This is a genomic window from Rhizobium mayense (assembly GCF_030272705.1).
GTDB lineage: Bacteria > Pseudomonadota > Alphaproteobacteria > Rhizobiales > Rhizobiaceae > Rhizobium > Rhizobium mayense.
The window spans coordinates 1-21,991 of record NZ_JARFYM010000043.1; the positions used below are offsets into that span (position 1 = coordinate 1).

A 21,991-nucleotide genomic window follows, 5' to 3' on the forward strand; every position below is an offset into this window, starting at 1 on the left:
AAGCCCTCGGTGAAATTGTCAGCCTCTTCTCGGTCGACGAATGCCTGAATTTCTTCAGAGCAGCCGGATATGAGGCTGAATAAGTGCGACACGCTTTAGCCAAGCGAGCGGATCGACGTTGTTCATTTTGGCCTTTTATGCCCGTCGAACTATGCCGATTAAGCAAGTTTTTGCCAACGTTTTCAGTAGCATAGCGGTGGCCTAATCGGCATAGCGTAGGGTCTCTCCGTCAGGGCAATCGGGTGAATTAACGCGTGACAAGTGGTTTAGTAGCTGAATCTGTCGGGAGCATCTGACTCTTTGAAGGATGCTTTGGACGGACGATGTGGCTTGCGATGCCGGTGCGTTGTCGGAAACGGTTGTTTTTCTGAGTCATTTCAAGGATCTGCCTGATGGTCGGCAGAGTGCGAAGGTAAGATATCCGCTGGATGAGGTGCTGCTGCTGTGTCTTGTGGCGGTGATCGCCGGGGCGGAAGCCATCACCGACATTGCCCGCTTTGGTGACAAGAAGCTTGATCTCTTGCGCCTGTTTCGCCCCTTTCTTGCGGGCGTACCGTCTCCTGATCATCTGGGCGATATCCTTGCCAGCCTCGATGCCGAACACTTCCAGCGCTGCTTTGTGGCATGGGTAGCGTCACTGACGGGCGCGCCGGAAGGCGTCGTCGCCATAGACGGCAAGACGGTCCGCCGCTCCACGGGCTCCAGGAATGCCGAGGAGACGATACACATGGTTTCCGCATTCGCCGCCCGCCAGCGTCTGGTGCTGGGGCAGGTCAAGGCGGCGGACAAGGCCAATGAGATCCTCGCTATTCCCAGGCTGCTGGACATGCTGGCCATGAGGGTGCCATCGTGACGATCGATGCCATGGGCTGCCAGCGTGCCATCGCCCAGAAGGTCCTGGACAAGAAAGCTGACTACATCTTCGCCCTCAAAGGCAATCAAGGCACGTTGCGCGATGATGTCGAACTCTTTGCCGCCGAACAAAAAGCCAGCGATTTCAAAAGACATCACTGTGAGCCGTGCCAGTACAGTCGATGGCGGTCGCGGACGCATCGAGACCCGCGATATTACCGTCATCCACGACATTGACTGGCTTCAAAACAGCCATCAGTAGCCGGGCCTCTGATCGATAATCATGCTCTGACAAAGATCTGAAGCGCATGTCGACGAGGCTGTCAAAAAAGGGGCAATGTGCGATGTGGTGGGCGCCGGATCGGTACGTCCGGAACATTTTTTGAGCCGACCGTGATCACAAATGTCGTCAGCTCAATGCGCATCGCCCAGGAAGAGACTTTCGGTCCTCTGGCGCCAATCATCCGTTTCGAAGACCCGGAGCAGGCCGTGCGGGATGCCAATGATACGATCTACGGCCTCCGCCTAGTGCTTCGAACCTCAAGCGGGTCTGGCGCGTGGCCGAGGCGCTGGAGTACGGTATGGTCGGCATCAACACTGGTCGCATGTCATCGGAGGCGGCCCCTTCGGCGGCATCAAGCAGTCCGGCATTGGAACGCGAGGGCTCTCGGCATGGCCTTGAGGACTATCTTGAAATGAAGTACCTTTAACTTGTTCGGCGGCAGCCAAGTCGCTTGGGAGGCGAATTCAAAGCCCAAGCCACGGATCGCACAAGCGAAGCCCTTGTCCTACGTGTAGCTGGTCAGATACCTATCGCTTCGTAGGCATCGGCGATCTGTCGGATCGACGCGACATACGCGGCGGTTCGGTAATCACCGAGTTCCGGTTGCTGCTCCATCAGGTCGGCGATGCGTGTCCAGGTGCTGCGCATGACGTCCTCCAGTCCAGACCGAACGAGGTCGATTTCCGCCCCGCCTTGGAGGAATTCTTCGCGCATATCCGCCGGAAAATCCTTGCCCGTCATGCGTTCAAGTGCCGCGGCAATCGTCTGGTTGCGCCGCTCACGCCGGCGCCGCTCCATTAGGCCGAAGGGAATGTGCGTTAGGTTCTTCACCCATTCGAAGTAGCTGACGACCACGCCGCCGGCATTGACGTAGAGATCGGGAAGGATGGTGATCCCACGGGTGCGGAGAACCTTGTCTGCCTCGAAGGTCACCGGGCCGTTGGCAGCCTCGACGACGAGGGCTGCCTTGATGCAATCTGCGTTCCCCGCATGGATGGCATTTTCCATCGCCGCTGGAACGAGAACGTCGCATGGCTGCTCGATGCCCGTCATATTGCCGGGGAACGATGTGGTACCTTCAAAGCCAAGGATGCTGCCCGTTTTGATCTGATGCTGCTTCAGCGCCTCGATCGCCAGGCCGTCGGCGTTGGCGACATACCCATCACGTTCTGCAACGATCGTCACTCGGGCGCCATCCTCTTCCGAGAGGAATTTTGCCGCATGGTAACCCACGTTGCCAAACCCCTGAACGATGACCGCAGCACCCTTCAGATCACGCTTGCCGTTCAATCCGGCGGTACGAGGATCGCGGAGATAGCTCTGGATGGCGAATTGCACGCCCCTACCCGTTGCTTCCGTCCGACCGGCAATCCCGCCCTTCGACAGCGGCTTTCCAGTCACACAGGCGCGCGCATTGATCACATCGGTCAGATTGGCGCGGCGGAACTCATCCATCATCCAGGCCATTTCCCGCTCGCCCGTGCCGATGTCGGGAGCCGGGACGTTGACGCCGGGGCCGATCAGGCCACGTTTGTTGAGTTCCTGGGTGAAGCGGCGTGTGATGCGCTCGAGCTCCTGCGGCGTCCATTCGCGCGGGTCAATCTTCAGCGCGCCCTTCGAGCCGCCGAATGGAACATCGACCAGCGAGCATTTGAGCGTCATCAGTGCGGCCAGCGCTTCGACCTCCTCCGCATCGGCATTTGATGAATAGCGTATACCGCCCTTCACCGGCTCGCAGTGCTCGCTGTGGACCGATCGCCAGCCGATGAAACTGTACATGCGGCCGCGCAGGCGAACACCGAAACGAACAGTGTAAGTCGAGTTGCACTGCATGATCCGTTCCGACAGCCCTTCCGGCAAATCAAGGAACGCCATCGCATGGCGGAAGTTCTGGTCAACGCCATCCAGAAAGCCTGCGGAGCTCGTTTCTCCGAGGTGTACTTCGCGTTGAGGTATTGCGTTCACTTGGGGTTCCTCCTTGTTCGGGCAGTTGGGGCCACAGCTATCTCAGCTCAGCAGAACTCGATGGTCGGCATTGCGCACGAGTAGGGCGTAAATCACCGTGAACAGCCAGCGCGCGGTGTTGTTGTCGATAGTCACTCGTTGCCAACCGGCTTCTCAGCAGTTCGGCAGCCTCGTTGTCGACGCCACGCAGACCCATATCGATAGCCTCAAGCCGATCAGGTCCAGGGTGGTGGATCGCGTCGTAGTAGCTCTCGCAGATGCGAGCGTAGTCTTTGAGCAACCGGCGGAAGGGCGTCAGCGATAGGTAGTGACTGGCGACATGCTCGCCCTGATCATCAGCGACATGCAACGCCAGGCGCCCATCGACGGCTTCGATCCTGAGACGATAGGGGCCGCCGTCGTGACCGACCGGAATGAATGTATTGGATTCCAAGAGGTCGATGACCGCGAGCGCTTGCTCCCGCTCGATTCTCGCGTCCCGGCCACCGAATGACCGGTCGAGCGATACGTCGCAGAGACGATACTCGGCAGAGGTCATGGCCTTGCCCTCTCAGATGCTTCCACGCACATGGCGACACGCATGCCGCCGCCGATGCAGAGCGTGGCCAATCCTTTCTTGGCGCCGCGGCGCTTCATTTCGAAGAGCAGCGTGTTGAGCACGCGGGCATCGGAGGCGCCGATCGGACGACCGATGGCGATCGCGCCGCCATTGATGTTGACGATCGACGGATCCCAGCCGAGGTCCTTGTTGACCGCACAGGCCTGGGCGGCAAAAGCCTCGTTGGCCTCGACGAGTTCGACGTCGCCGATCGCCCAGCCGGCTTTCGCCAGCGCCTTGCGCGAGGCCGGGATCGGGCCGGTACCCATGAGCTGCGGATCGACGCCGGCCGTTGCCCAGGAGACGATGCGGGCAAGCGGCTGGACGCCGCGCTTGGAAGCCTGCGCCTCGTTCATCAGCAGGATCGCGGCGGCGCCGTCATTGAGACCGGAGGCGTTACCGGCAGTGACGGTGCCTTCCTTGTCGAAGGCCGGGCGCAGCTTCGTCATCTGGTCGAGCGTTGCGCCATGGCGGACATATTCGTCCTGGTCGACGGTGACGTCGCCATGGCGGGTCTTGACGATAAAGGGAATGATTTCATCGGCGAAGCGCCCGGCCTTCTGTGCCGCTTCTGCCTTATTCTGCGAGGCGAGTGCGAAGGTGTCCTGCTCCCCGCGGCTGAGCTGCCACTGGCGGGCGACGTTCTCGGCCGTGATGCCCATGTGATAGCCATAGAAGGCGTCGGTCAGGCCGTCCTTGATCATCGTGTCGATCCGCCCATCTTCACGCCGCCGCGAAGATGCGAGCAGTGCGGCGCAATCGACATCGACTCCATGCCGCCGGCAACGATGATATCCGCATCACCGGCGGCAATCTGCTGCATGCCGAGCGCGACGGCACGGAGACCCGAACCGCAGAGCTCGTTCATGCCCCAGGCGGTCTTTTCCTGCGGAACGCCGGCCTTCATCGCCCGCGCCGGGTTCTGGCCCTCGCCGGCCTGCAGCACCTGGCCGAGGATCACCTCGTCGACCTCGCCCGCTTCGAGGCCTGCGCGCTCGAGCACGCCCTTGATGACGGCGGCGCCGAGCTCGTGCGCCGGCGTATTGCCGAACGCGCCGTTGAACGATCCGACCGCGGTGCGGGCGGCGCTGGCGATGACAATCGATGGGGTGCTCATGGTGGTCCCCTCTATGGTCTTGCGAAGCCGGCAACGGCCGGCTCCGGCGTCTCGACAAAAGGCTGCAGGCCTAGTTGACAATGGTTGCTTCGGTGGCGCTGCGGATCTCACCGTCGGTGACACCCTCGGCAAGCTCGGCCAGCTTCAGTCCGCCATCGACGACGTCGAGCACACCAAGATTGGTGATGATCCGATCGACGACGGGTGCAGGCCTTCAGCATCTTGGATTCGCCGGCTTTGTTGATGTGATCCATGACGACCACCACCCGTTTGACGCCGGCAACGAGATCCCTCGCGCCGCCCATGCCCTTGACGAGCTTGCCGCGGATCATCGCGAAGCTCTGCGCCGAGTCGAAGAAGGCCGAATGGGGCAGTGCCGTCACCGTCTGCTTGCTGGCATTGATGAGGTCGGCATCGATCTCACCTTCGGTCGGAAAGGGACCGATGCCAAGCAGGCCGTTCTCCGACTGCAGCGTCACATGGACGCCGTCCGGGATATAGTTGGCGACCAGCGTTGGAATGCCAATGCCGAGATTGACGTAGGTGCCATCTTCGAGTTCGCGGGCAGCGCGGGCCGCCATCTGGTTTCTGTCCCAGGCCATGTCTTTTCCCCCTGCTCTTCAAGCCGCCGCGCGCGCGGTGCGCTGCTCGATGCGATTCTCGTGCTGGCTCTGGATCAGGCGATGCACGTAGATGCCCGGCACGTGGATGTGGTCGGGATCGAGGCTGCCGATCGGCACGATCTCCTCGACTTCGGCGACGCAGATCTTGTCGCCGTGGCGGCCGGCGAATTGAAATTGCGGGCCGTCTTGCGGAAGACGAGATTGCCCGACGTGTCGGCCTTCCAGGCCTTGACGATCGACAGATCGGCGACGATCCCGGTCTCGAGCACGTAGGCCTCGCCGTTGAATGTCTTCGTCTCCTTGCCCTCAGCAACAACCGTACCGACGTCTGTCTTTGTATAGAAACCGGCAATGCCGGCGCCGCCGGCGCGCATACGCTCGGCGAGCGTCCCCTGCGGATTGAACGCCAGGTCGAGTTCACCGCTCAGGTATTGCCGCATGAACTCCGCGTTCTCTCCGACATAGGACGAGATCATCTTCTTGATTTGCTTCGTCTTCAGCAGCACACCGAAGCCAAAGTCGTCGACACCGCAATTGTTCGAGGCGATTGTCAGGTCTTTGGTGCCAACCTTACGGATCGCGTCGATCAGCAGTTCCGGAATGCCGCAAAGGCCGAAACCGCCCGCTGCAATGAACGTTCCGTCGAACAGCACGCCTTCTAATGCATTAGATGCGCCGGCAAAAGTCTTATCCAACTATCCTCCACCTTACGGGCCGCGCCGGTCGACCCGACTCCTCTGTCCATCCATGTTGCGGTGTGAGGCGTCTCAGTCTACCGCGACGGAACTCGCAGCTCTCGCCGGTGCATCCACTCGCTTGCGGCGGTGACACATGTGAGCGCGCATGAAGATGCCGCCGTGGCCGAGCGAAGATGAATGTGTTCCTCTCCAGCAGGTTGATGACCGCGTCGGCCGATGAATTTAGATCCTCAGAGCGCACCCACTCACATGGCGCTACCGCCCCAGAGCGTTGCAAGCTCTTCCGATTCGCCGCGGCGTTTTATTTCGAGCAGCAGCGAGTTGAGCAAGTAGGCGTCTAAGGCGCCGGCCGATTACCGAGTTCCATAGGAGCCGATAAGGGAGCGATCGAAACGATTTTCTCCCGTCTTAAGCTGCGAGACAACATCCCGGAGGTCATTTAGATAGACGTCCGAAACTTCTCCGAAAGCGAGACTGAGAATACCCAAATTGATTGCCGGCGGATTTAAGGATGGCGCCACAGTGTACCAGCCCTTTGCAGCCAAACCTGCCGCGATATCGCCTACGTCCAGCGTTTTAGAACCATAGCTCATTACGGTAAGCTCAGGCTCACCATACACAAATAGGTCCTCTATTGCCGGAATTTCCCGCAGCAGCTGTTCACGTATCTGCCAGATCTGTTCGGCGATCTTTCGATAACCTTCATTGCCGAGGAAACGCATGACCGCCCAAGCAGCAGCAATGTTAGCACCAGAGCGCGTGCCGGCGAATGTTGACGTTACATACCGCCCACGCGACCAGTTATTGAAGTCAAACACTTGAAACTTCTGGAAGCCGGCATCCGCAAACGCAACAATCGAAGCCCCTTTTGGCGCGAAGCCATATTTGTGCAGGTCCGCTGAAATGGACTTCACACCCATTACGCGAAAATCCCAAGCGGGAATGGGATGCCCATTCTGCTCTGCAAAAGGAGACAAAAAGCCTCCAACGCACGCGTCCGTGTGAAACCAAATATTTCGAGACTCGGCTATAGCGGCGAGCTCCTCAATTTGGTCAAAGACACCCATTGTAAACTGAGGAGCTGAACCAGCGATCATAATCGTTTGATCATCCAGAGCTCCTTCAAGCGCATCGATGTCAGTCTTAAAGTCCGCCCGCGGCGCAATCCTTACAACTTCCAGCTCTAGATACTTCGCCGCCTTGTCGAAGGCCGGATGCGCGGTGTGGGAAATCACCACCCTCGGATTGAGGACATTGGGACGGTTGGCTTTTGCCCACTCACGTGCAGTCTTCATCGCGATGAAGATGCTCTCAGTGCCCCCCGACGTGATGCTTGCCGCACCGCCCTTTGCTCGAAAAAGTGAAAGGGCCCACTCGACAACCTCCGACTCAAATTTCTTAATCGACGGAAACGCGCCAAGGCCCAAGGCATTTGTTGCTTGGAATTTCTGAAAGGCGACTTTGCCCACCCGATCTACGTCGTCGTTGGCAAAATGGACGTAAAAACCGGGTAGACGCCCGCCCCGCCAATCCACGTCACCTTCCTTCGCGCAATCCATCGCCTGCCAAATCGCTGCTTCATCCAAGCCTTTTTCCGGGAAGGGTATGTGCGTTGTCATCTGGCTAAACTCCTATTGTGATTTACGATATTACACAATGATATTTCATTTTCAACCACCAAATATAACAAAAACTTGACCACAGATGCTGGCATGATCTTCGTGCTATAGCGATAGTCCCTTACGCAGGCGTTCCTCGCCGTGGCTTCACATTTTCGAGCAACACAGCTTCGAGCAACAGTTCGATCTGAGGTGAGGCCGATGATATTTTGAAAAGGCACAACTGCTATAACAAATTAGAGAAGATAAACATGCGCATGGATTGTTTGCGCAATCGGGCGTCATCTGTTTGTTAGAGCAGATCCCTTGATCGATGAAATCGAGGGTGACGGCAAGAGCCGAACCTCTACATTCAAAGCGAAGAGGGCCTATGATGCCACAATCGCTAAGCGATGGCCTTCGAAGACGAGTACTGACGGCGTCTTCGGCGGCCATGTTAGCTCGGCAGGCGGCAGCCCGGTTTGGAGTTGGGATTTCGACGGCAATCCGTTGGATCGCAAGAGCGAAAAACGGCGACCCCACACATTCAATGGGCAAACCTCGCCGCTCCCCGAACGGCTCCTTTCCGGTCAACGGTGAGCGCGACGAACAACCCACGGCTTTTAGCATTGACGGAATCGCAACAGCGCTTTCAGTCAGAACTTTTGCTTTGCCCGTTTTGGCATGAAGTAGTTACGGATATTGACGAGCGCTTCGGCGACGTCAGCAGCATCCTGGCGGGTCGCTTTCCGTTTTGCCTCGCCGAGCTTGCGGAGTGGCGCGATGATATCCCCGGTGACGGCATGACCGCGAAGGACAGGCCGCCACAGCTTCGGCGCGTACCCTGTTCCCAGCAAAAAGCAGAGGTCCCAATCGAAGATATCAAAGGTCTGATCATCGATCCTGGTGAACCTGGGCCGGTGGTCTTTCGGTGTTTCGGAAAGGCTCGCCGAGATACGGTTATACTCCGCAACGATGGTCTGCACGGCCCGATGCTCGGTTGTCTCCATCGGTAGGTTTAGGGCATCCGGACCGGCCAGTTCCGGAATCCATTGGCGTGGGTCGATAAACCTCGGTCCGATGATGAGAGCCGTGAGATAACCATCAAGACCGCTCATTGACCAGATTGGCGATGCTGGACGACGTCCCCTGATAAACGCCTCGAACGCCTCGTCATCAAGCTTCGGTCGTGCGGCCGTCATGCCCTGGCTGTTGTGTGTCATGCCGCTTGTCGCCCCGGCTGTGTCATCGCTTCACGCTCAGCCTTCCAGGCCCAAGGCAGGAGACTTTCCATTTCGTTGGCTTTCACTTTGCCGGAGACGATGCGCTCCAGCACATCGGCAAGCCAGATCTCGGAGTCAACGCCGTTCAGTTTACAGGTGTTGACGAGCGATGCGAGGACCGCGAAGGTCTTGCCGCCGCGGGCACTGCCCACTAACGCGGGCACTGCCCACTAACAAGGAGTTCTTCCTCGTCAGAGCCACGGATTTCATTGAACGCTCAACGACATTGGAGTCCACTTCGATCCGGCCATCCTCCAGGAAGGCTGCCAGTCCGCTCCAGTGGTTGAGCGTGTAGGCGACGGCCTTGCCAAGCGCCGATTTCGCTGACACCTCGTCGCTCAGTTCGGTGAGCTGGACCTTCAGTTCTCTCATCACAGGAGCTGCCTCGCGACGCCTCACTACGAGCCAGGTATCGTCATTCTCGCCTCGGACCTTCGCTTCGATGCGATAGACTTCGGCAATCCTGGCAAGGATCGACAGCGCCTCCGAGGAGCCGGTGAGCTTGACGACATCGACGAACTTGCGCCGGGCATGGGCAAGGCAGAAGGCCAGCCGTATGGGGGCGACATTACTCTTCCTTCGGCGCTTGGCCATGGTTTTATAGGCTTGGTATCCGTCGACTTGCAGCACGCCGCCAAATGACGCCAATTGCCCTTCGATCTCGCGAGCGCTGCGGCTTTCGGCAAAGATGTAGGCCACGGCCGGCGGCGCCGGACCATTCCAGGGTGACGGTCGTCAACCGCTTGTGCCCATAACTGGCAGACCTTGGTTCGTTTCCGCCCCGGATCGAGCCGCGGAAGTGGAGTCTCGTCACAGAAGACCCTCGGCTGCGAGCGGATGAAGGCGGTGAGTGCATCATAGAGAAGTTCGAGCCACCAGGCGCCCCGCGTCACCCAGGCACCGAGTGTGCCGCGATCGATGATGACGCCGCAGGAGGCCAGCATCTGCGCCTGACGATGGAGCGGGAGATGCCAGGCAAACTTCGAAACAGCGACATGCGCGGCAAACGCCGTGGTCACCATGCCACCATCCATCACGCGTGCCGGCGCCGGCGCTTGCACAACAACGCTTTCGCAAGCCCGGCATGCATAGCGCGGCCGGATCGTCCGTTTGACCCGGACAATCGCGGGCACGATGTCGAGCGCCTCGCTGACGTCCGTGCCGATGCAATGAAGTTCGAACGAACAGCAGGGGCACGTCTTGCTCTCCGGCTCGATGGGCAAGCGGCCGATATTGCGCGACGGTGCCCGTCGCGCCGACATTGGCCCCTCAGCGGGTGCAACATCGTCATTGGCTGCAACGGCAATATCACTCAGATCGCCCAGATCGAGCGCCGCCTGCATCGGATCGAGCACCGCCATCTTCTCAGATTTTGCACCAAAAAGCTGGCGCTCAAGGAAGGCAACACGCGCTTTGAGATCGGCATTCTCTTCGTCAAGCGAGAGAATGATCCGGATCAATTGCGCAGCATCCTGGGGTAAGGGATCGGGTCGAAGCGGCATGACTGACCCTACCATATGAGCCCGAAGCTTCAAGCAAAACCAATAGGATCAACCTACTTTTGAGGGCCTCCTCACAGCGTTTCGTTTGACGCGCGTCCAGTCAATGCCGGCTAGCAAAAGCGAGAACTCCCGGCTACTCATCTGCATCGCACCATCGCGGACCGGTGGCCAAACGAACTTGCCAGCCTCCAGCCATTTTGTCACTAGGATCATGCCTGATCCATCCCAATAAATGCAGCGGAGGCGATCGAGGCGCTTGGCGCGGAACACGAACACGTCGCCACAATAGGGGGCTGACGCCACCAAGGCCACAAGCCCATTCATGCCGCGCCGGAAGTCAACCGGCTGCGTTGCCACCATGATCTTCACGCCATTTGGCGAAACTCCGATCACCGACGCCCTCGCAACGCCGCCACCATCGCCTGCGCCAACTCGGGCGCTGCCGAGCCGATCACGGTCATGCGAGCGCCAGCAATCTCGATCTCAATCCGACCTGCGGCGAAGTGGGCGACATCCGATGGCGAACTGTCGGGGGACGCTCGATCGCCAATCACCGTTACCGGCACGAACATCGCCTGCTGCGCGCCGGCCTTCGCGGTTCGTTGAGAGGTCAGTCCAGCTTCCCGAGGCCAGACGTTCAGCAAGCCGCGATTGACGCCCCAGCGCCGGGCAACGGCCGAGATGTTCACGTCGGGTACCGCGCTTTCCGCAAGGATCCGCGCCTTCTCCTCGTCAGTCCAATTCCGCCGCTGCCGCCGACCGGTGATCACCTCGATCCGACGATACTTTCCCTCATGCCTGGCTTCATGCATGCCTTCAAGCATGGCATCAGCGCGATCTCGAACCATTCCGTTCAGCTCCTATCGATGAAGGAGCTTATCTCGCGGCCTCAATCACAAAAGAAAAGGTGGGATGTACGTCGCGCTCACGGTCAACGGCTCAATCCTGGCCTCGCGTAAGGCGATCGTGGCCTTATTCGAGCCAAGGAGTCTTTCGCCGCCAACACCTACGATGTCCCATCTGGAATTTACGGCGGCTCTAACGCCATCACAACAAAAAATATTATTTTCCACCCGCCAGTTTTAACATCGAGGCTGCGGAAATTATGTTCGCGATGTAGGACAAAGACTGATCAATGTCCTGCTTGACCTCCGCGGCAACAGCCGCGGCATCTTTCTTCTCAACGCCTAAGGCTATCCTTTCGCGCCAGTCACCGCGATCGGTCGATACTGCATAAATGTAATGAGGAAAAAGCAAATTCAGGTAAGGCCCGGTTTTCAGCCAAAGTGAATTGATGATCCGAATGAGGTTGGGCATGTCGCAAGCGGCGTATAGTTCAAACTGAAACGTGTATACCAGAGCAAGGTCCGCACGACGGTCACCGGCTGCGCGAGCCCTCTTGAGTTTTGCCGACGTCTTGCGCAGCCTTGCCGCAATCTCCGATGTACCCCGCAGCGTTGCGCGCTCTGCCGCGAAGCACTCGATGTGTAAACGGATATCCTTGAGTTCGGCAATTTGTTCGGGCGTTAGGAGCGGTATGAAGGCGGACCTGTTCGCTTCACCTTGCAAAACACCCTCAGATATCAAGCGGTAGAGAGCCTCTCGCACAGGGGTCGGACTCATTGAAAAGTCTTTGGCTAGGTTTCGTATGGTGATCTTCTCGCCGGGAGCAAATTGCCCCCCACGGATCAAGGCACCTAACTCGTCATAAACCTGATCTCTCAATACAGCGGAGTTTGGCTTTGTCAAATTCGATCCTCTAGCTTTCTGCTCTTCAATACAGCCTTGTTGCATTGGTCCGCAACAAGGATTTTTCTAAAGATCAAACCGACGTAAATGGTATATCAAAAATCTCCGGTTGACATCACGAATTGGCGGTTTAATGTCGGCTGTTGTTCGTTGTAGGCATGAGGGATGTAACGATGAAGCGTGTGATAGCGGCGTTTTGGCAACATGAAACCAACACGTTCAATCCGCACCCAACAACCATTCTCCGGTTCAAGAATCGTGGCTTAATGTTTGGCGGAGACATTGCTCGTCGCTTTAGCGGCACTGAAACGGATTGGGGTTCTCTGATTGATTTTTCCGAGCGGCACGATTGGGAGCTAATCACACCCCTTCATGCGCAAGCAGGTCCGAGCGGCACTGTAACCAAAGAGGCGTTCGAGGAGTTGGTCGGCTTCCTGCTCGGATCGCTCGATGATGAGAAATGTGACGGCATTTTTTTGATGCTTCATGGGTCCATGGTTTCTGAGAGGTTCGAAGATTGCGAAGGCGAAATCTTGGCGCGGATCCGTCAGGTGGCCGGCTGGAACATCCCCGTCGTCGTTACGCTGGATCCCCACGCCAACGTCACTTTCCGCATGGCTGAACTGTCCAACGCTATCGTGGCTTATCGAACGACACCACACGTTGATCAGGTCAAGACGACGCAACTCGCATGCCACTTGTTGAATGACATGCTTCTCGGCGGACCGCTTACAAAGGTCAAGCTAATCAAGCCTCCGCTATTGGCCGGGCTAGATGGTGCGAGGACAACCACCAAAGAGGGGCCTATGCCTCAAATTTTGGATCTTGCGGAACGCTTAACGCAGGAGAATCCAGCAATAACACACATTAGTGTCCAGGCTGGATTTTCTTATAGTGACATATTTGAGATTGGACCCAGTGCTGCAATCACGTGCCATGGCGGCACAGATAAGTATGACAAAGAAGCCAACGCGCTATCGAGGCACATGTGGCAGACGCGTGCCGATCGCACAATTGAATTCCATTCGCTCGATAAAGGTCTGGCAATCGCGGAGAGTCTACGAGGTAGCGGTAAGCCGGTCATATTGGTCGACTATGCTGACAATCCGGGAGGCGGAGCGGCCGGAGATGATGTGGCAATTCTTAGAGCAGTTCTTAGTCAAGCCACGCATGCCGTTTTCTTCAGCCTTTGGGCACCGGAGGCCGTTCAAGCCTGCCAGGCTGCAGGGCTTGATCAAAACGTCGCACTTCAGCTCGGGCAAAAGGGTGACCTGAGAGTTACGGGCCGCGTGAAAGCACTTGCGAGCGGCGACTACCTGCGTAAGGGCCCGTATGCCCGCAACACGGTTGGCAATCTTGGTATGAGCGCACTGGTGTCCATTGGGGGAGTAGATGTGGTGCTGACTTCCATCGCTAGCCAAACAGAAGAGCGAGAGCAATTCAAACTGTTTGGAATAGAATTTGAGGAGCAAGAGCTTGTTATATGCAAGGGCATGAATCATTTTCGTGCCGATTTGGAACCGCTGTCCCGTGCGCTTGTGTTCGTTGATACCGGACATAGCTGCACCGCGAATTATACCGCGATCCCCTACCAACACGTTCGAAGGCCGATCTGGCCTCTAGATCACTTTAATTGAGACACGGAGCTGCGAAGGCGTGAGCGCATCGTTTCCGAAAAATAAGCTAAGGCCGCTCCCATCTAGTCAACGTATTTGGTCGCAAAGTGACATTCCTTGGCGTTGCTGGATAACTCACAATTTTGGCCGAGCCGCGCTGGTCGTCGCAAATGCAAACACAATATGGTGCCAAAGGGAAACCGTTCATGCCAAGTACATCATCCAGAGCTACTAGCGTTACCTTGCCTGGTTACGAATCAAATCAGCTATTTCTGCGGAGCCGCCGAGTCTTCCCCGATGGTACTACGCGGGCCACGGTTGAGCGCGATCCTGTGCCGCGTTACGTTCTGAGGGGCGACGGCGCGCACTTGATTGATGTCGATGGTCAGCGCTTTTTAGATCTTAGCAACAATTTCACAACCCTAATCCACGGACATGGCTTTGCGCCTGCTCTGGATGCCGTCGCGCGTTTGCTTCATGATGGTACTTGTTTTTCGAATCCGACGGTCCACGAGATCGACCTGGCAGAGCTGCTGGTCGACCGCATTCCGGCAATTGAGCAGATCCGCTTCGTAAACACCGGCACCGAGGCGGTTATGTTCGCCATCAAGGCAGCGCGCGCCTTCACGGGACGCGCCGGTATAGCGAAGATCGAGGGAGCCTATCACGGTTCCTATGACTGGGCCGAGGTCGGGCAAGTGGGTACACCCGCTACCTGGGGACCGCCGGATGCACCTGTCGCTGTACCGTCCTATGCAGGGATGCCGACGTCGGTCGCCGACGAAACAGTCATTCTTCGCTTCAACGATGCAGAGGGGGCCCGGCGGCGAATTGCAGCTGCGGCCGATCGACTATCTTGCGTACTCCTTGATCTGATGCCAAGCCGCATTGGCCTAATTCCACCTGAAGCTGACTTCATCGCCGCTGTAGTCGAATCCGCGCGCCACCATGGTATCCTTGTGATCTGCGATGAGGTGCTCAATTTGCGCCAAAGCTATCGCGGCGCTTCTGCAAGGTACGGTATTGAGCCTGATCTGATCGCTGCTGGTAAGATCATTGGTGGCGGATTCCCAATTGGTGCCATTGGTGGATCGCGCCAGGTCATGAGCGTCTTTGACGGGTCAGCCGGCAGAGCGAAACTGGTACAAGGCGGCACCTTCTCAGCCAATCCTGTATCCATGGTTGCTGGTCGCGTGAGTATGGAAGCCATGACGGAGGAGGTTTTCGCTCGCCTGGAGGAAATGGGAGATCGCCTCCGCGCAGCACTTACTGCTGCCGTCGAGCGACATCAGGCCCACTATGTAATTAGTGGTGCAGCATCGCTTTTCAAGATTCACGCAAATCAAACCCTGCCCCATGACTATCGCGAGGCCTATCCAACGCCCGAACAAGCGGCGTCCATGAAGTCGATGAGCGAATTCTTCAGAGACCAAGGGATCTTTCTCCCGCTTGGCGGTACGGCGTGCCTTTCCACGGCCATGACTGAATCCGATATCGATACGATAGCCGATGTCTTCGATCGGTATTTGGGAACGATGCCCCGTTAAAGTTGCAAAGGCGCTTTTTTCAGAGACAGCTGCTTGCGTTTGACCGCTTTCAGCTGCGACCGGAATACGGAACTCGCAAATGCAATTCAATTTGAAATCGCCCGTATCGCGGATCCGGGGATGCGGTGCACCTTTGATACTACCACCTGGGCCTTGGGTCTCTTAGCACCGGCCAGGACTAGCCGATTTGGAGTTTATGCAATGTCCCATGAATTACCTCCGTTCAGAGCGGGTGACACCATCGAGCGATTGGCGAGAGCTCGCTCCGAAGGCCTGATCACGTCATCCGGACTTGTCGAACGCTCACTTGCCCACGCTGCGGAACTGAGAACACGGGGCAGTGTCGCTTTCACGCGACTGTGGCCGGAGGACGCTAAAGCTGCGGCCGGACGGGAAGACAGATTAAGCGCCTCTGGGACGCCATCGCCATCTCCACTTGCAGGGTTGCCAATTGCAGTCAAAGACAACTGCGACGTACGGGGTGACATAACTCAAGCGGGATCAGAAGCCCTGGCGATCGCGTTGCCAGCAGCACGCGACGCGGACTGCGTAGCGCGGCTTCGCACAGCTGGCGCGGTGATCATTGGCAAAGCAAATATGTCCGAGTTCGCTTTCACAAACACCGGAGAAAATCGTCATTTTGGCACACCGCTGAATCCTGTCGACCCATTGAGGCTCGTGGGAGGCTCCTCCTCCGGCTCGGCCGCCTGCGTCGCGGACGGTTCGGCCATAGCGGCGCTCGGCACAGACACGGGCGGGTCTATCAGAGGACCAGCCGCTCTTTGCGGCCTCGCCGGTTTCAAACCCTCTGAAGGCCGTATTTCCACGCGTGGAGTGGTTTCGCTCTCGGAAACTTTCGACACCATTGGACCGATTGCCCGCTCTATCAAATGCTGTGCGATCATTGACTCTGCACTTGCCGATGAGCAATGGCGTCCATTAGCGCAAACACCCCTTTTGGGCATGGTGTTCGGCGTCCCTACAACCGTCGTTCTCGATGAACTGGACCCGCAGGTTGCCGATGCATTTTCGGGTGCACTTGAGTCGCTCTCACGCGAAGGTGCGACCATCATCGAGTTTTCCTGGCCTGAACTTGGCGAAGCACAATGGCGTGAGGCATATCCAGTGATCTCGCATACGGAAGTCTATGCTAGCCATGGACGACTAGTGGAGGGGCGCGGACATTTTATGGAGCCATCGGTTGTGGACATAATTCTTTCGGGAAAGCCAATTTCCATGAGAGAGAGGAGGGAGGCACTGAACGTACGCGAAGCCTATGTTCTCAACGCTCATGAGCGGATCTCTCGCTTTCACGCGGTTTTGATGCCGACGGTCCCGATCTTACCCCCTCTTGTCGCCATGTTGAAAAACCCTGACGAACACAGACGGGTTGAGTTCATGATCGGTCGAAACAACGAAATCGCCAATTTCTTCGACTGCTGCGCTGCGACAGTGCCTTGTCAAAAAGCCGGAGACCTTCCGGTTGGTCTGCTCGTGCAGGGCAAGCATGGGGATGATCGCCGCCTACTTTCAATCGCGCATTCTGTAGAAGCCTGCGTGAGTGATCCGGCTTTGCGACATGCCCGATTTGCAAGCGACGGGAGCGCGGCGTCCGAGCGATAACACGCGCCCGCCGCGGACCTATCTCGATCTTGCATCCTGGGTGGTGGAGGTCCTCGACGAATCTTTGAATGTGGTGCGGCTGGGCCTCACTGCGGAGGAAGTCGAGGTGCATTGGATCAGAATGTAAGACCGTCGTCTAATAGCGAGATTTGCAAGCGCCTTTTTAGGTGTGAGAGGTTGTTTGCCGAGAGCATAGTCGTCTACGCGGTCGACATGGGTCGCCGCATTGTGGTGCTTCGCGGGACGGTCCTTCCAATGTATGTCTCGCACGCTCCGAGCAAACTCGTGGTGCAACGGTCTTAACGGAATGGACCAGCCTCGGTCCCGGCAGGGACGCCTCTTCACGCCATGGGCGTTACTGAGCTTGAGAGTTAGATGGTGGCTGTCGCCCTGTTGAAGAGCTCACCGGAGCGCAGCATCGCATGCATGATGACGGCGAGTTTGCGGGCGACAGCAACCGCGGAGCGTTTGAAGCCAATCTTCTCGCGTAGTTTTATACCCCATCTACGCAGATCGCTGTCGGCCCGGCTGCGGGTCAGGATCACCACCGCGGCTTCATATAGAAGCGAACGCACATGCGTGTCTCCGCGTCGGGAGATGTGGCCGTCATAGTCTACTTCGCCTGACTGATAGCGCCGCGTCGTCAACCCCAGCCATGCGCCTACCGAGCGCGATCGTTTGAAGTTCGCGGGATCTTCGACGGCAGTTAGGTAGGCAGTAGCTGTGATCGCGCCAACGCCGGGGATCGACATCAGCAACTGACATTGCTGGTTTTTACGTGCTTCGGCGAGGAGCTGCTTCCCCAACCTGGCCGCCTGGAGGCGCAGACTACGCCACGCTTCGAGTAAGGGCAGGATTATCCTCGAAAGACCGGCGTTGTCGGCCAGGAGGGAGCGAATATGCACCTCAAACTTGCCACCCATACTGCACGGAACGATAAGGCCGAACGTTTTCATCAATCCCCGAATCTGGTTCGCCACGTCCAGTGTCGTTCGCATGAGTTTCGTGCGAGCCGCGACCAATGTCCGAGAAAGCATGCTGTCGAAGGACTTTACTCGGACTTCGCGGAAAAAACCGACCTCCGCCAGATGCGCGAGCCCGTCGGCGTCGTTGGCATCGGTTTTGTTGGCGGCCATATCGAGCGCCGCTTTGGCGTGACGAGCGTCGACGCAAATGGCAGGCAATCCCTCGGCGCGCAACGCATGATAGAACCATACCGAAAGAGGGCCCGTTTCAAACACCACGCGCTCTACATTTGGCGCTCGCATGCGGACAAGTTCGGCTATGGCGGCGGGATCAGAGGCGCACTTCCCGCGCCAGATCCGCTTGCCCGCGCGACGGATCGAAATTGCTGTCTCTTTCATTGATACGTCGAGACCGATATACTCTGCCATGGCTGTTCTCCATTGATGCTGGGCCCGGCGTCCAGTCGAGAGCCCGTATCTCATCATATCGGGGAGCAGCCACCTTCCAAGATCATGATCGGATCCTGAGGGCCTCGTGCCCGCGATTACACCATGTATGTTCGCCTCTGCCGGTGTGGCCTGAGGAACCGGCAGCTCGTCGCTTTCTCCTGCTCTATATGAGACGCTGAAAAATGACAGCATTTCGCGCGCGTCGTTTACGCAGTAGCTAAAGCTCAAAAAGCCTTCTTGGTGACTTGGTCAGGACTTCGCAACCTGATTCGGTAACACGAAACGTCTCGCTGATCACGTAGCCGAAATCTTCATCAATCCAGTTGCCGAGCATGAGGTGGAAAGTCATGTTCGGCTTAAGCTCTGTCATGTCGCCCGCTTTCAGACTTGCAGTGGGCTCGCTCCAATTGATGCCGATGGCATAGCCGCATCGTGAGTCCTTCTGAAGGCCGGCTTTTTCGATAGTCCGGTAAAACGCATTTGCCACGTCGCTGCAGGTTGCGCCGGGACGGACTTTCTCAAGCGCAGCTTCCAGGCCGGACACCTCGGCCTCGTGCACACGGCGGAGTCGGTCGGAAGGTGTTCCGACTGAGAAGGTGCGCATTATCGCAGAGACGTAGCCATGACGGACTCCGCCAATTTCGAGGTTAATCTGAGACCCGTCGCGAATGACATCTTCACTCCACCGAATGTGGCATGTACCAGTACGTGGAGAGGAGCAGAAATACATTGACGCTAGGTCGGTGCCCACTTTTCCGTTTGCTCCGCGCGCAAGTTGGGCCGCGACTTCAGCCATAACGTCGGCTTCGCGAACACCGCTTCGAATGACTTCGGACGCTTTCACAATTCCGGCGTCCGCGATAGCAGCGGCATCTCGCATCATCGCGATCTCGAGGTCCGACTTTAGCATGCGGATCCACGCGACAGAATGCGTGCAATCGACGATTCTGGCCTTCCGTAGCCGAGCTTTGAATTTATCAGCTGATCGCGATGTGAGGTAACCAAGCTGCACACCCACTCCTCGTCCTGCAACACCGATCTCGTTTAAGAAATCGATGACAGCATCGAAGCCGTCCTTGTCAGGATTACCAATTAGGGCCTCCGGATATCCGATGATTTTGCCATGATCCATGAACGTCTGGTGGACCGCTGCGGGCGCGTCCTGTCGACGTAATATGAAAGTCGGCTCTTCGTCCATCAAGGATACAACGATCGCCTGCGGAACATAGCCCGATTTCGCCGTGTAGCCGGTCAGATAGGTAATGTCAGAAGCATTTCCCACGACTAAACTATCAATTTCCAGGCTGCCCATTTCTGCCTTCACTAAGGTGAGCCGCCTCAAAAATTCGGCGCGAGGGAAAGCTTGTGGTCCTTTGATAATTGGCATTTCTGACTCCTTTCGATCGGTTGGGCGATAGGGGACTGGGCGGTTTCCGAAAGAACGGGTCTCCCGCCGGTAATCGCATTCCTGCTGCTGCGGACCGTGGCTTCGATGGCCGCCAATATGATCGTCAGCAGATTATATTTTCTATTTACAGCTTTCGAAGATCATGCCGGCGCCGCGTTCGTCAGCGCGATGCGCCGCCAAGGTAGCGATGGCGGTATCCTGCACACCCGTCCCGGTGAGGTCGGCGATGGTAATATCTGAATCACGCCCGCGACCGGTCCTGATGCCCGCAATAATTTGTCCTAGCTCAGGGAACTCCGCATCGCTCGCAAAAAGCCCGGCTTCGATGGCGTGGTGTAGTTCGCCCAGTCTTCGCGTCTGCTTTAGGCTGTCCGCCACGTAAACGTCGGCCCGCTTGAGCGCGAGCGGATCGATTTCGTTCTTATGTTCAGCGTCAGAACCCATAGCCGTGATATGCTGCCCAGGTTCAAGCCAAGAAGCATCGATGATCGGCCGATCTGCAGGTGTAGTCGTCACGACAACATGAGAACCTAGGATTGCTTTTTGCGGATCAACAAAAACAGAAATTGCGAAGTCGTATTCGGCCTTCAACTGTGTGGCGAACGCCTCTGCTTTACCTAGATCACGCGCCCAAATACGAACTTCTTGAATTGGTCTGACAAGGCTGAGGGCTTGGAGTTGCAGTCTCGCTTGGACGCCTGCTCCGAAGACCGTCGCGATCGAAGCATTTTGCCGTGAGAGATGTTTTGCGGCGACCGCGCCAGCAGCTGCCGTACGAACGTCCGTCAGGTAACCGTTGTCTAAGAGCAGAGCTTGCACCAATCCAGTCTTGCTCGAAAGCAAAACCATCATCCCGTTGGTGCTTGGAAGTCCGATCTTAGGATTATCGAAAAAGCCGGGGCTGATCTTGATCGCAAAGCCGCTAAAGCCCGGAATATAAGCCGTCTTCACATCGACCTCTCCCCGGCTGTCAGGTACATCCAGGCGTAGGATTGGCGGCATCTGAACGGCACCTTCGACAGCGAGCGCCCGAAAAGCCTCCTCCGTGCATTTTACCGCTTCGAGGTCGAGCGGGACGATCCGCCGGAGCTCGGCCTCTGTAAGTATTTTCATAACTGGCATCAATCCGCCTCACCTATTTCCGCAAATCCGTTGACCACCTTTCGGTGCAAGTCCATATCAATGTTTCGGCCCGACATAAGTACCGCTATTGGACCCCGCAAATTTCTAAGCTTTCCGGAAAGCAGCGCCGCAATTCCGACCGCGCCCGCACCTTCCACGATCTCCCGCTCATGTTCATAGGCATGGCGGATACCCGCTGCGATCTCGCCTTCATTGACAAGGATGATGTCGTCGAGAAACGCCTTGCACATGGGGAATGTCCAAGCGTTAGCCAATCCAATGCCGCCTCCTAACGAGTCGGCAAAACTTCTGTATTCAGTGACTTGAACCGGATGGCCAGCATCGATGCTAGCCTTCATGGCAGCTCCTCGCTCCATGGTAACGCCAATCACTTTGGCATGAGCGCGCACGGCCTTCACAGCCGCCGCAACGCCTGCAGCCAACCCACCCCCGGAAAGCGGAACAAGTACTGTCCCAACGTCAGGCATTGCGTCAACAATCTCCAAACCAACAGTGCCCTGACCCGCTATGATGTGTGGGTGGTCAAAAGGTGGAATCATGGTGAGACCCTCTTCTGCGACCAGCCGGTCAACTTCCTCCTGGGCATCATCTTGCGAAGATCCGACAATACGTACAGACGCACCGAGTCGTCGGATCTCAGCAACTTTATTTTCCGGGACAAGTGACGACATGCAGATAACCGCATGGGAGCCAACGACCTGGGCCGCAAAAGACAAGGCTCGCCCGTGATTTCCAGTCGAGGCTGCGATGACACCTCGATCTCGCTCGTTCTTGTTTAATTGAAGAACCGCATTTGTCGCTCCGCGCAGCTTAAAACTACCCGTTAGCTGATTGTTTTCCAGTTTTAGCCCGACTTGCGTCCCCATTCGTTCGGTTAGCGACGTCGAGATCGCAAGAGGCGTACGGCGAACGTGGTTGACAATGCGCTCCCGGGCTTCGTCGAATGTTTTTAGACTAATCATACTGTTTCA

15 protein-coding genes and 7 pseudogenes are annotated in these 21,991 nt (G+C 57.3%); 7 read left to right on the top strand and 15 right to left on the bottom strand.

Features of this window, described 5'->3' with window-relative positions:
• Positions 1 to 325 precede the first annotated feature (325 nt).
• The 3 genes and pseudogenes from PY649_RS30830 to PY649_RS30840 all read left to right on the top strand — a co-directional run bounded on the left by PY649_RS30830 (position 326) and on the right by PY649_RS30840 (position 1,562).
• Entirely contained in the window at positions 326 to 853 is a 528-nt protein-coding gene (locus PY649_RS30830; RefSeq protein ID WP_285872709.1) for an ISAs1 family transposase, read from the top strand.
• Positions 850 to 1,089, top strand: a complete 240-nt coding sequence (locus PY649_RS30835; RefSeq protein ID WP_285872711.1) for a hypothetical protein — start codon at positions 850 to 852, stop codon at positions 1,087 to 1,089. The genes PY649_RS30830 and PY649_RS30835 overlap by 4 nt, the downstream gene beginning before the upstream one ends.
• 102 nt (positions 1,090 to 1,191) lie before the next feature.
• A pseudogene (locus tag PY649_RS30840) lies at positions 1,192 to 1,562 on the top strand (aldehyde dehydrogenase family protein).
• A 92-nt stretch (positions 1,563 to 1,654) separates the two neighbouring features.
• Here the strand turns inward: PY649_RS30840 and PY649_RS30845 are convergent.
• The 6 genes and pseudogenes from PY649_RS30845 to PY649_RS30870 form a co-directional block, all read right to left on the bottom strand.
• Complete coding sequence (locus tag PY649_RS30845) at positions 1,655 to 3,100, bottom strand: Glu/Leu/Phe/Val family dehydrogenase (RefSeq protein WP_285872713.1); 1,446 nt, start codon at positions 3,098 to 3,100, stop codon at positions 1,655 to 1,657.
• Positions 3,101 to 3,142: 42 nt separating this feature from the next.
• Positions 3,143 to 3,638 (bottom strand): annotated as a pseudogene (locus PY649_RS30850) (UPF0262 family protein).
• A pseudogene (locus PY649_RS30855) lies at positions 3,635 to 4,815 on the bottom strand (acetyl-CoA C-acetyltransferase). The pseudogenes PY649_RS30850 and PY649_RS30855 overlap by 4 nt, the downstream one beginning before the upstream one ends.
• Before the next feature lie 70 nt (positions 4,816 to 4,885).
• Positions 4,886 to 5,417, bottom strand: a pseudogene (locus tag PY649_RS30860) (CoA-transferase).
• 18 nt (positions 5,418 to 5,435) lie between these two features.
• Positions 5,436 to 6,133: pseudogene (locus PY649_RS30865) on the bottom strand (CoA transferase subunit A).
• A 356-nt stretch (positions 6,134 to 6,489) separates the two neighbouring features.
• Complete coding sequence (locus PY649_RS30870; RefSeq protein ID WP_285872715.1) at positions 6,490 to 7,755, bottom strand: pyridoxal phosphate-dependent decarboxylase family protein; 1,266 nt, start codon at positions 7,753 to 7,755, stop codon at positions 6,490 to 6,492.
• Positions 7,756 to 8,128: 373 nt separating this feature from the next.
• Between PY649_RS30870 and PY649_RS30875 the strand changes: the two are divergent.
• Positions 8,129 to 8,278 (top strand): annotated as a pseudogene (locus tag PY649_RS30875) (IS630 family transposase); the annotation flags it as partial.
• 112 nt (positions 8,279 to 8,390) lie between these two features.
• On the opposite strand, the gene PY649_RS30880 reads toward PY649_RS30875, so the two are convergent.
• The 5 genes and pseudogenes from PY649_RS30880 to PY649_RS30900 form a co-directional block, all read right to left on the bottom strand.
• Positions 8,391 to 8,957: a UPF0149 family protein gene (locus PY649_RS30880; protein ID WP_285872716.1), complete on the bottom strand. Its 567-nt coding sequence runs from the start codon at positions 8,955 to 8,957 to the stop codon at positions 8,391 to 8,393.
• Positions 8,954 to 10,519 (bottom strand): annotated as a pseudogene (gene tnpC, locus PY649_RS30885) (IS66 family transposase). Before tnpC ends, PY649_RS30880 begins: the two are co-directional and overlap by 4 nt.
• Before the next feature lie 48 nt (positions 10,520 to 10,567).
• On the bottom strand, positions 10,568 to 10,912 hold the full coding sequence (gene tnpB, locus PY649_RS30890) for an IS66 family insertion sequence element accessory protein TnpB (RefSeq protein ID WP_285872717.1): 345 nt from the start codon (positions 10,910 to 10,912) through the stop codon (positions 10,568 to 10,570).
• Entirely contained in the window at positions 10,909 to 11,367 is a 459-nt protein-coding gene (gene tnpA, locus PY649_RS30895) for an IS66-like element accessory protein TnpA (RefSeq protein ID WP_285872718.1), read from the bottom strand. The genes tnpB and tnpA overlap by 4 nt, the downstream gene beginning before the upstream one ends.
• 214 nt (positions 11,368 to 11,581) lie before the next feature.
• On the bottom strand, positions 11,582 to 12,268 hold the full coding sequence (locus tag PY649_RS30900; RefSeq protein ID WP_285872720.1) for a GntR family transcriptional regulator: 687 nt from the start codon (positions 12,266 to 12,268) through the stop codon (positions 11,582 to 11,584).
• Positions 12,269 to 12,441: 173 nt separating this feature from the next.
• On the opposite strand from PY649_RS30900, the gene PY649_RS30905 reads away from it, so the two are divergent.
• The 3 genes from PY649_RS30905 to PY649_RS30915 all read left to right on the top strand — a co-directional run bounded on the left by PY649_RS30905 (position 12,442) and on the right by PY649_RS30915 (position 17,054).
• Positions 12,442 to 13,905 carry a M81 family metallopeptidase gene (locus PY649_RS30905; RefSeq protein WP_285872721.1) on the top strand — a complete coding sequence of 488 codons (1,464 nt, stop codon included), beginning with the start codon at positions 12,442 to 12,444 and terminating at the stop codon, positions 13,903 to 13,905.
• Positions 13,906 to 14,090: 185 nt separating this feature from the next.
• Positions 14,091 to 15,431 (top strand): aspartate aminotransferase family protein, encoded by a 1,341-nt coding sequence (locus PY649_RS30910; RefSeq protein WP_285872738.1) that lies wholly within the window; start codon positions 14,091 to 14,093, stop codon positions 15,429 to 15,431.
• Between the two features lie 201 nt (positions 15,432 to 15,632).
• On the top strand, positions 15,633 to 17,054 hold the full coding sequence (locus PY649_RS30915) for an amidase (RefSeq protein WP_285872722.1): 1,422 nt from the start codon (positions 15,633 to 15,635) through the stop codon (positions 17,052 to 17,054).
• Positions 17,055 to 17,425: 371 nt separating this feature from the next.
• Here PY649_RS30915 and PY649_RS30920 read toward each other — a convergent pair whose 3' ends face one another.
• From PY649_RS30920 to eutB, 4 genes are all read right to left on the bottom strand, one after another.
• Entirely contained in the window at positions 17,426 to 18,448 is a 1,023-nt protein-coding gene (locus tag PY649_RS30920) for an IS110 family RNA-guided transposase (RefSeq protein WP_285872723.1), read from the bottom strand.
• A 238-nt stretch (positions 18,449 to 18,686) separates the two neighbouring features.
• Positions 18,687 to 19,856, bottom strand: a complete 1,170-nt coding sequence (locus tag PY649_RS30925) for a M24 family metallopeptidase (RefSeq protein ID WP_285872724.1) — start codon at positions 19,854 to 19,856, stop codon at positions 18,687 to 18,689.
• Positions 19,857 to 19,997: 141 nt separating this feature from the next.
• Positions 19,998 to 20,999 carry an ectoine utilization protein EutC gene (eutC, locus tag PY649_RS30930; protein ID WP_285872725.1) on the bottom strand — a complete coding sequence of 334 codons (1,002 nt, stop codon included), beginning with the start codon at positions 20,997 to 20,999 and terminating at the stop codon, positions 19,998 to 20,000.
• Complete coding sequence (eutB, locus tag PY649_RS30935; RefSeq protein WP_285872726.1) at positions 20,999 to 21,982, bottom strand: hydroxyectoine utilization dehydratase EutB; 984 nt, start codon at positions 21,980 to 21,982, stop codon at positions 20,999 to 21,001. The genes eutC and eutB overlap by 1 nt, the downstream gene beginning before the upstream one ends.
• Positions 21,983 to 21,991: the final 9 nt, after the last annotated feature.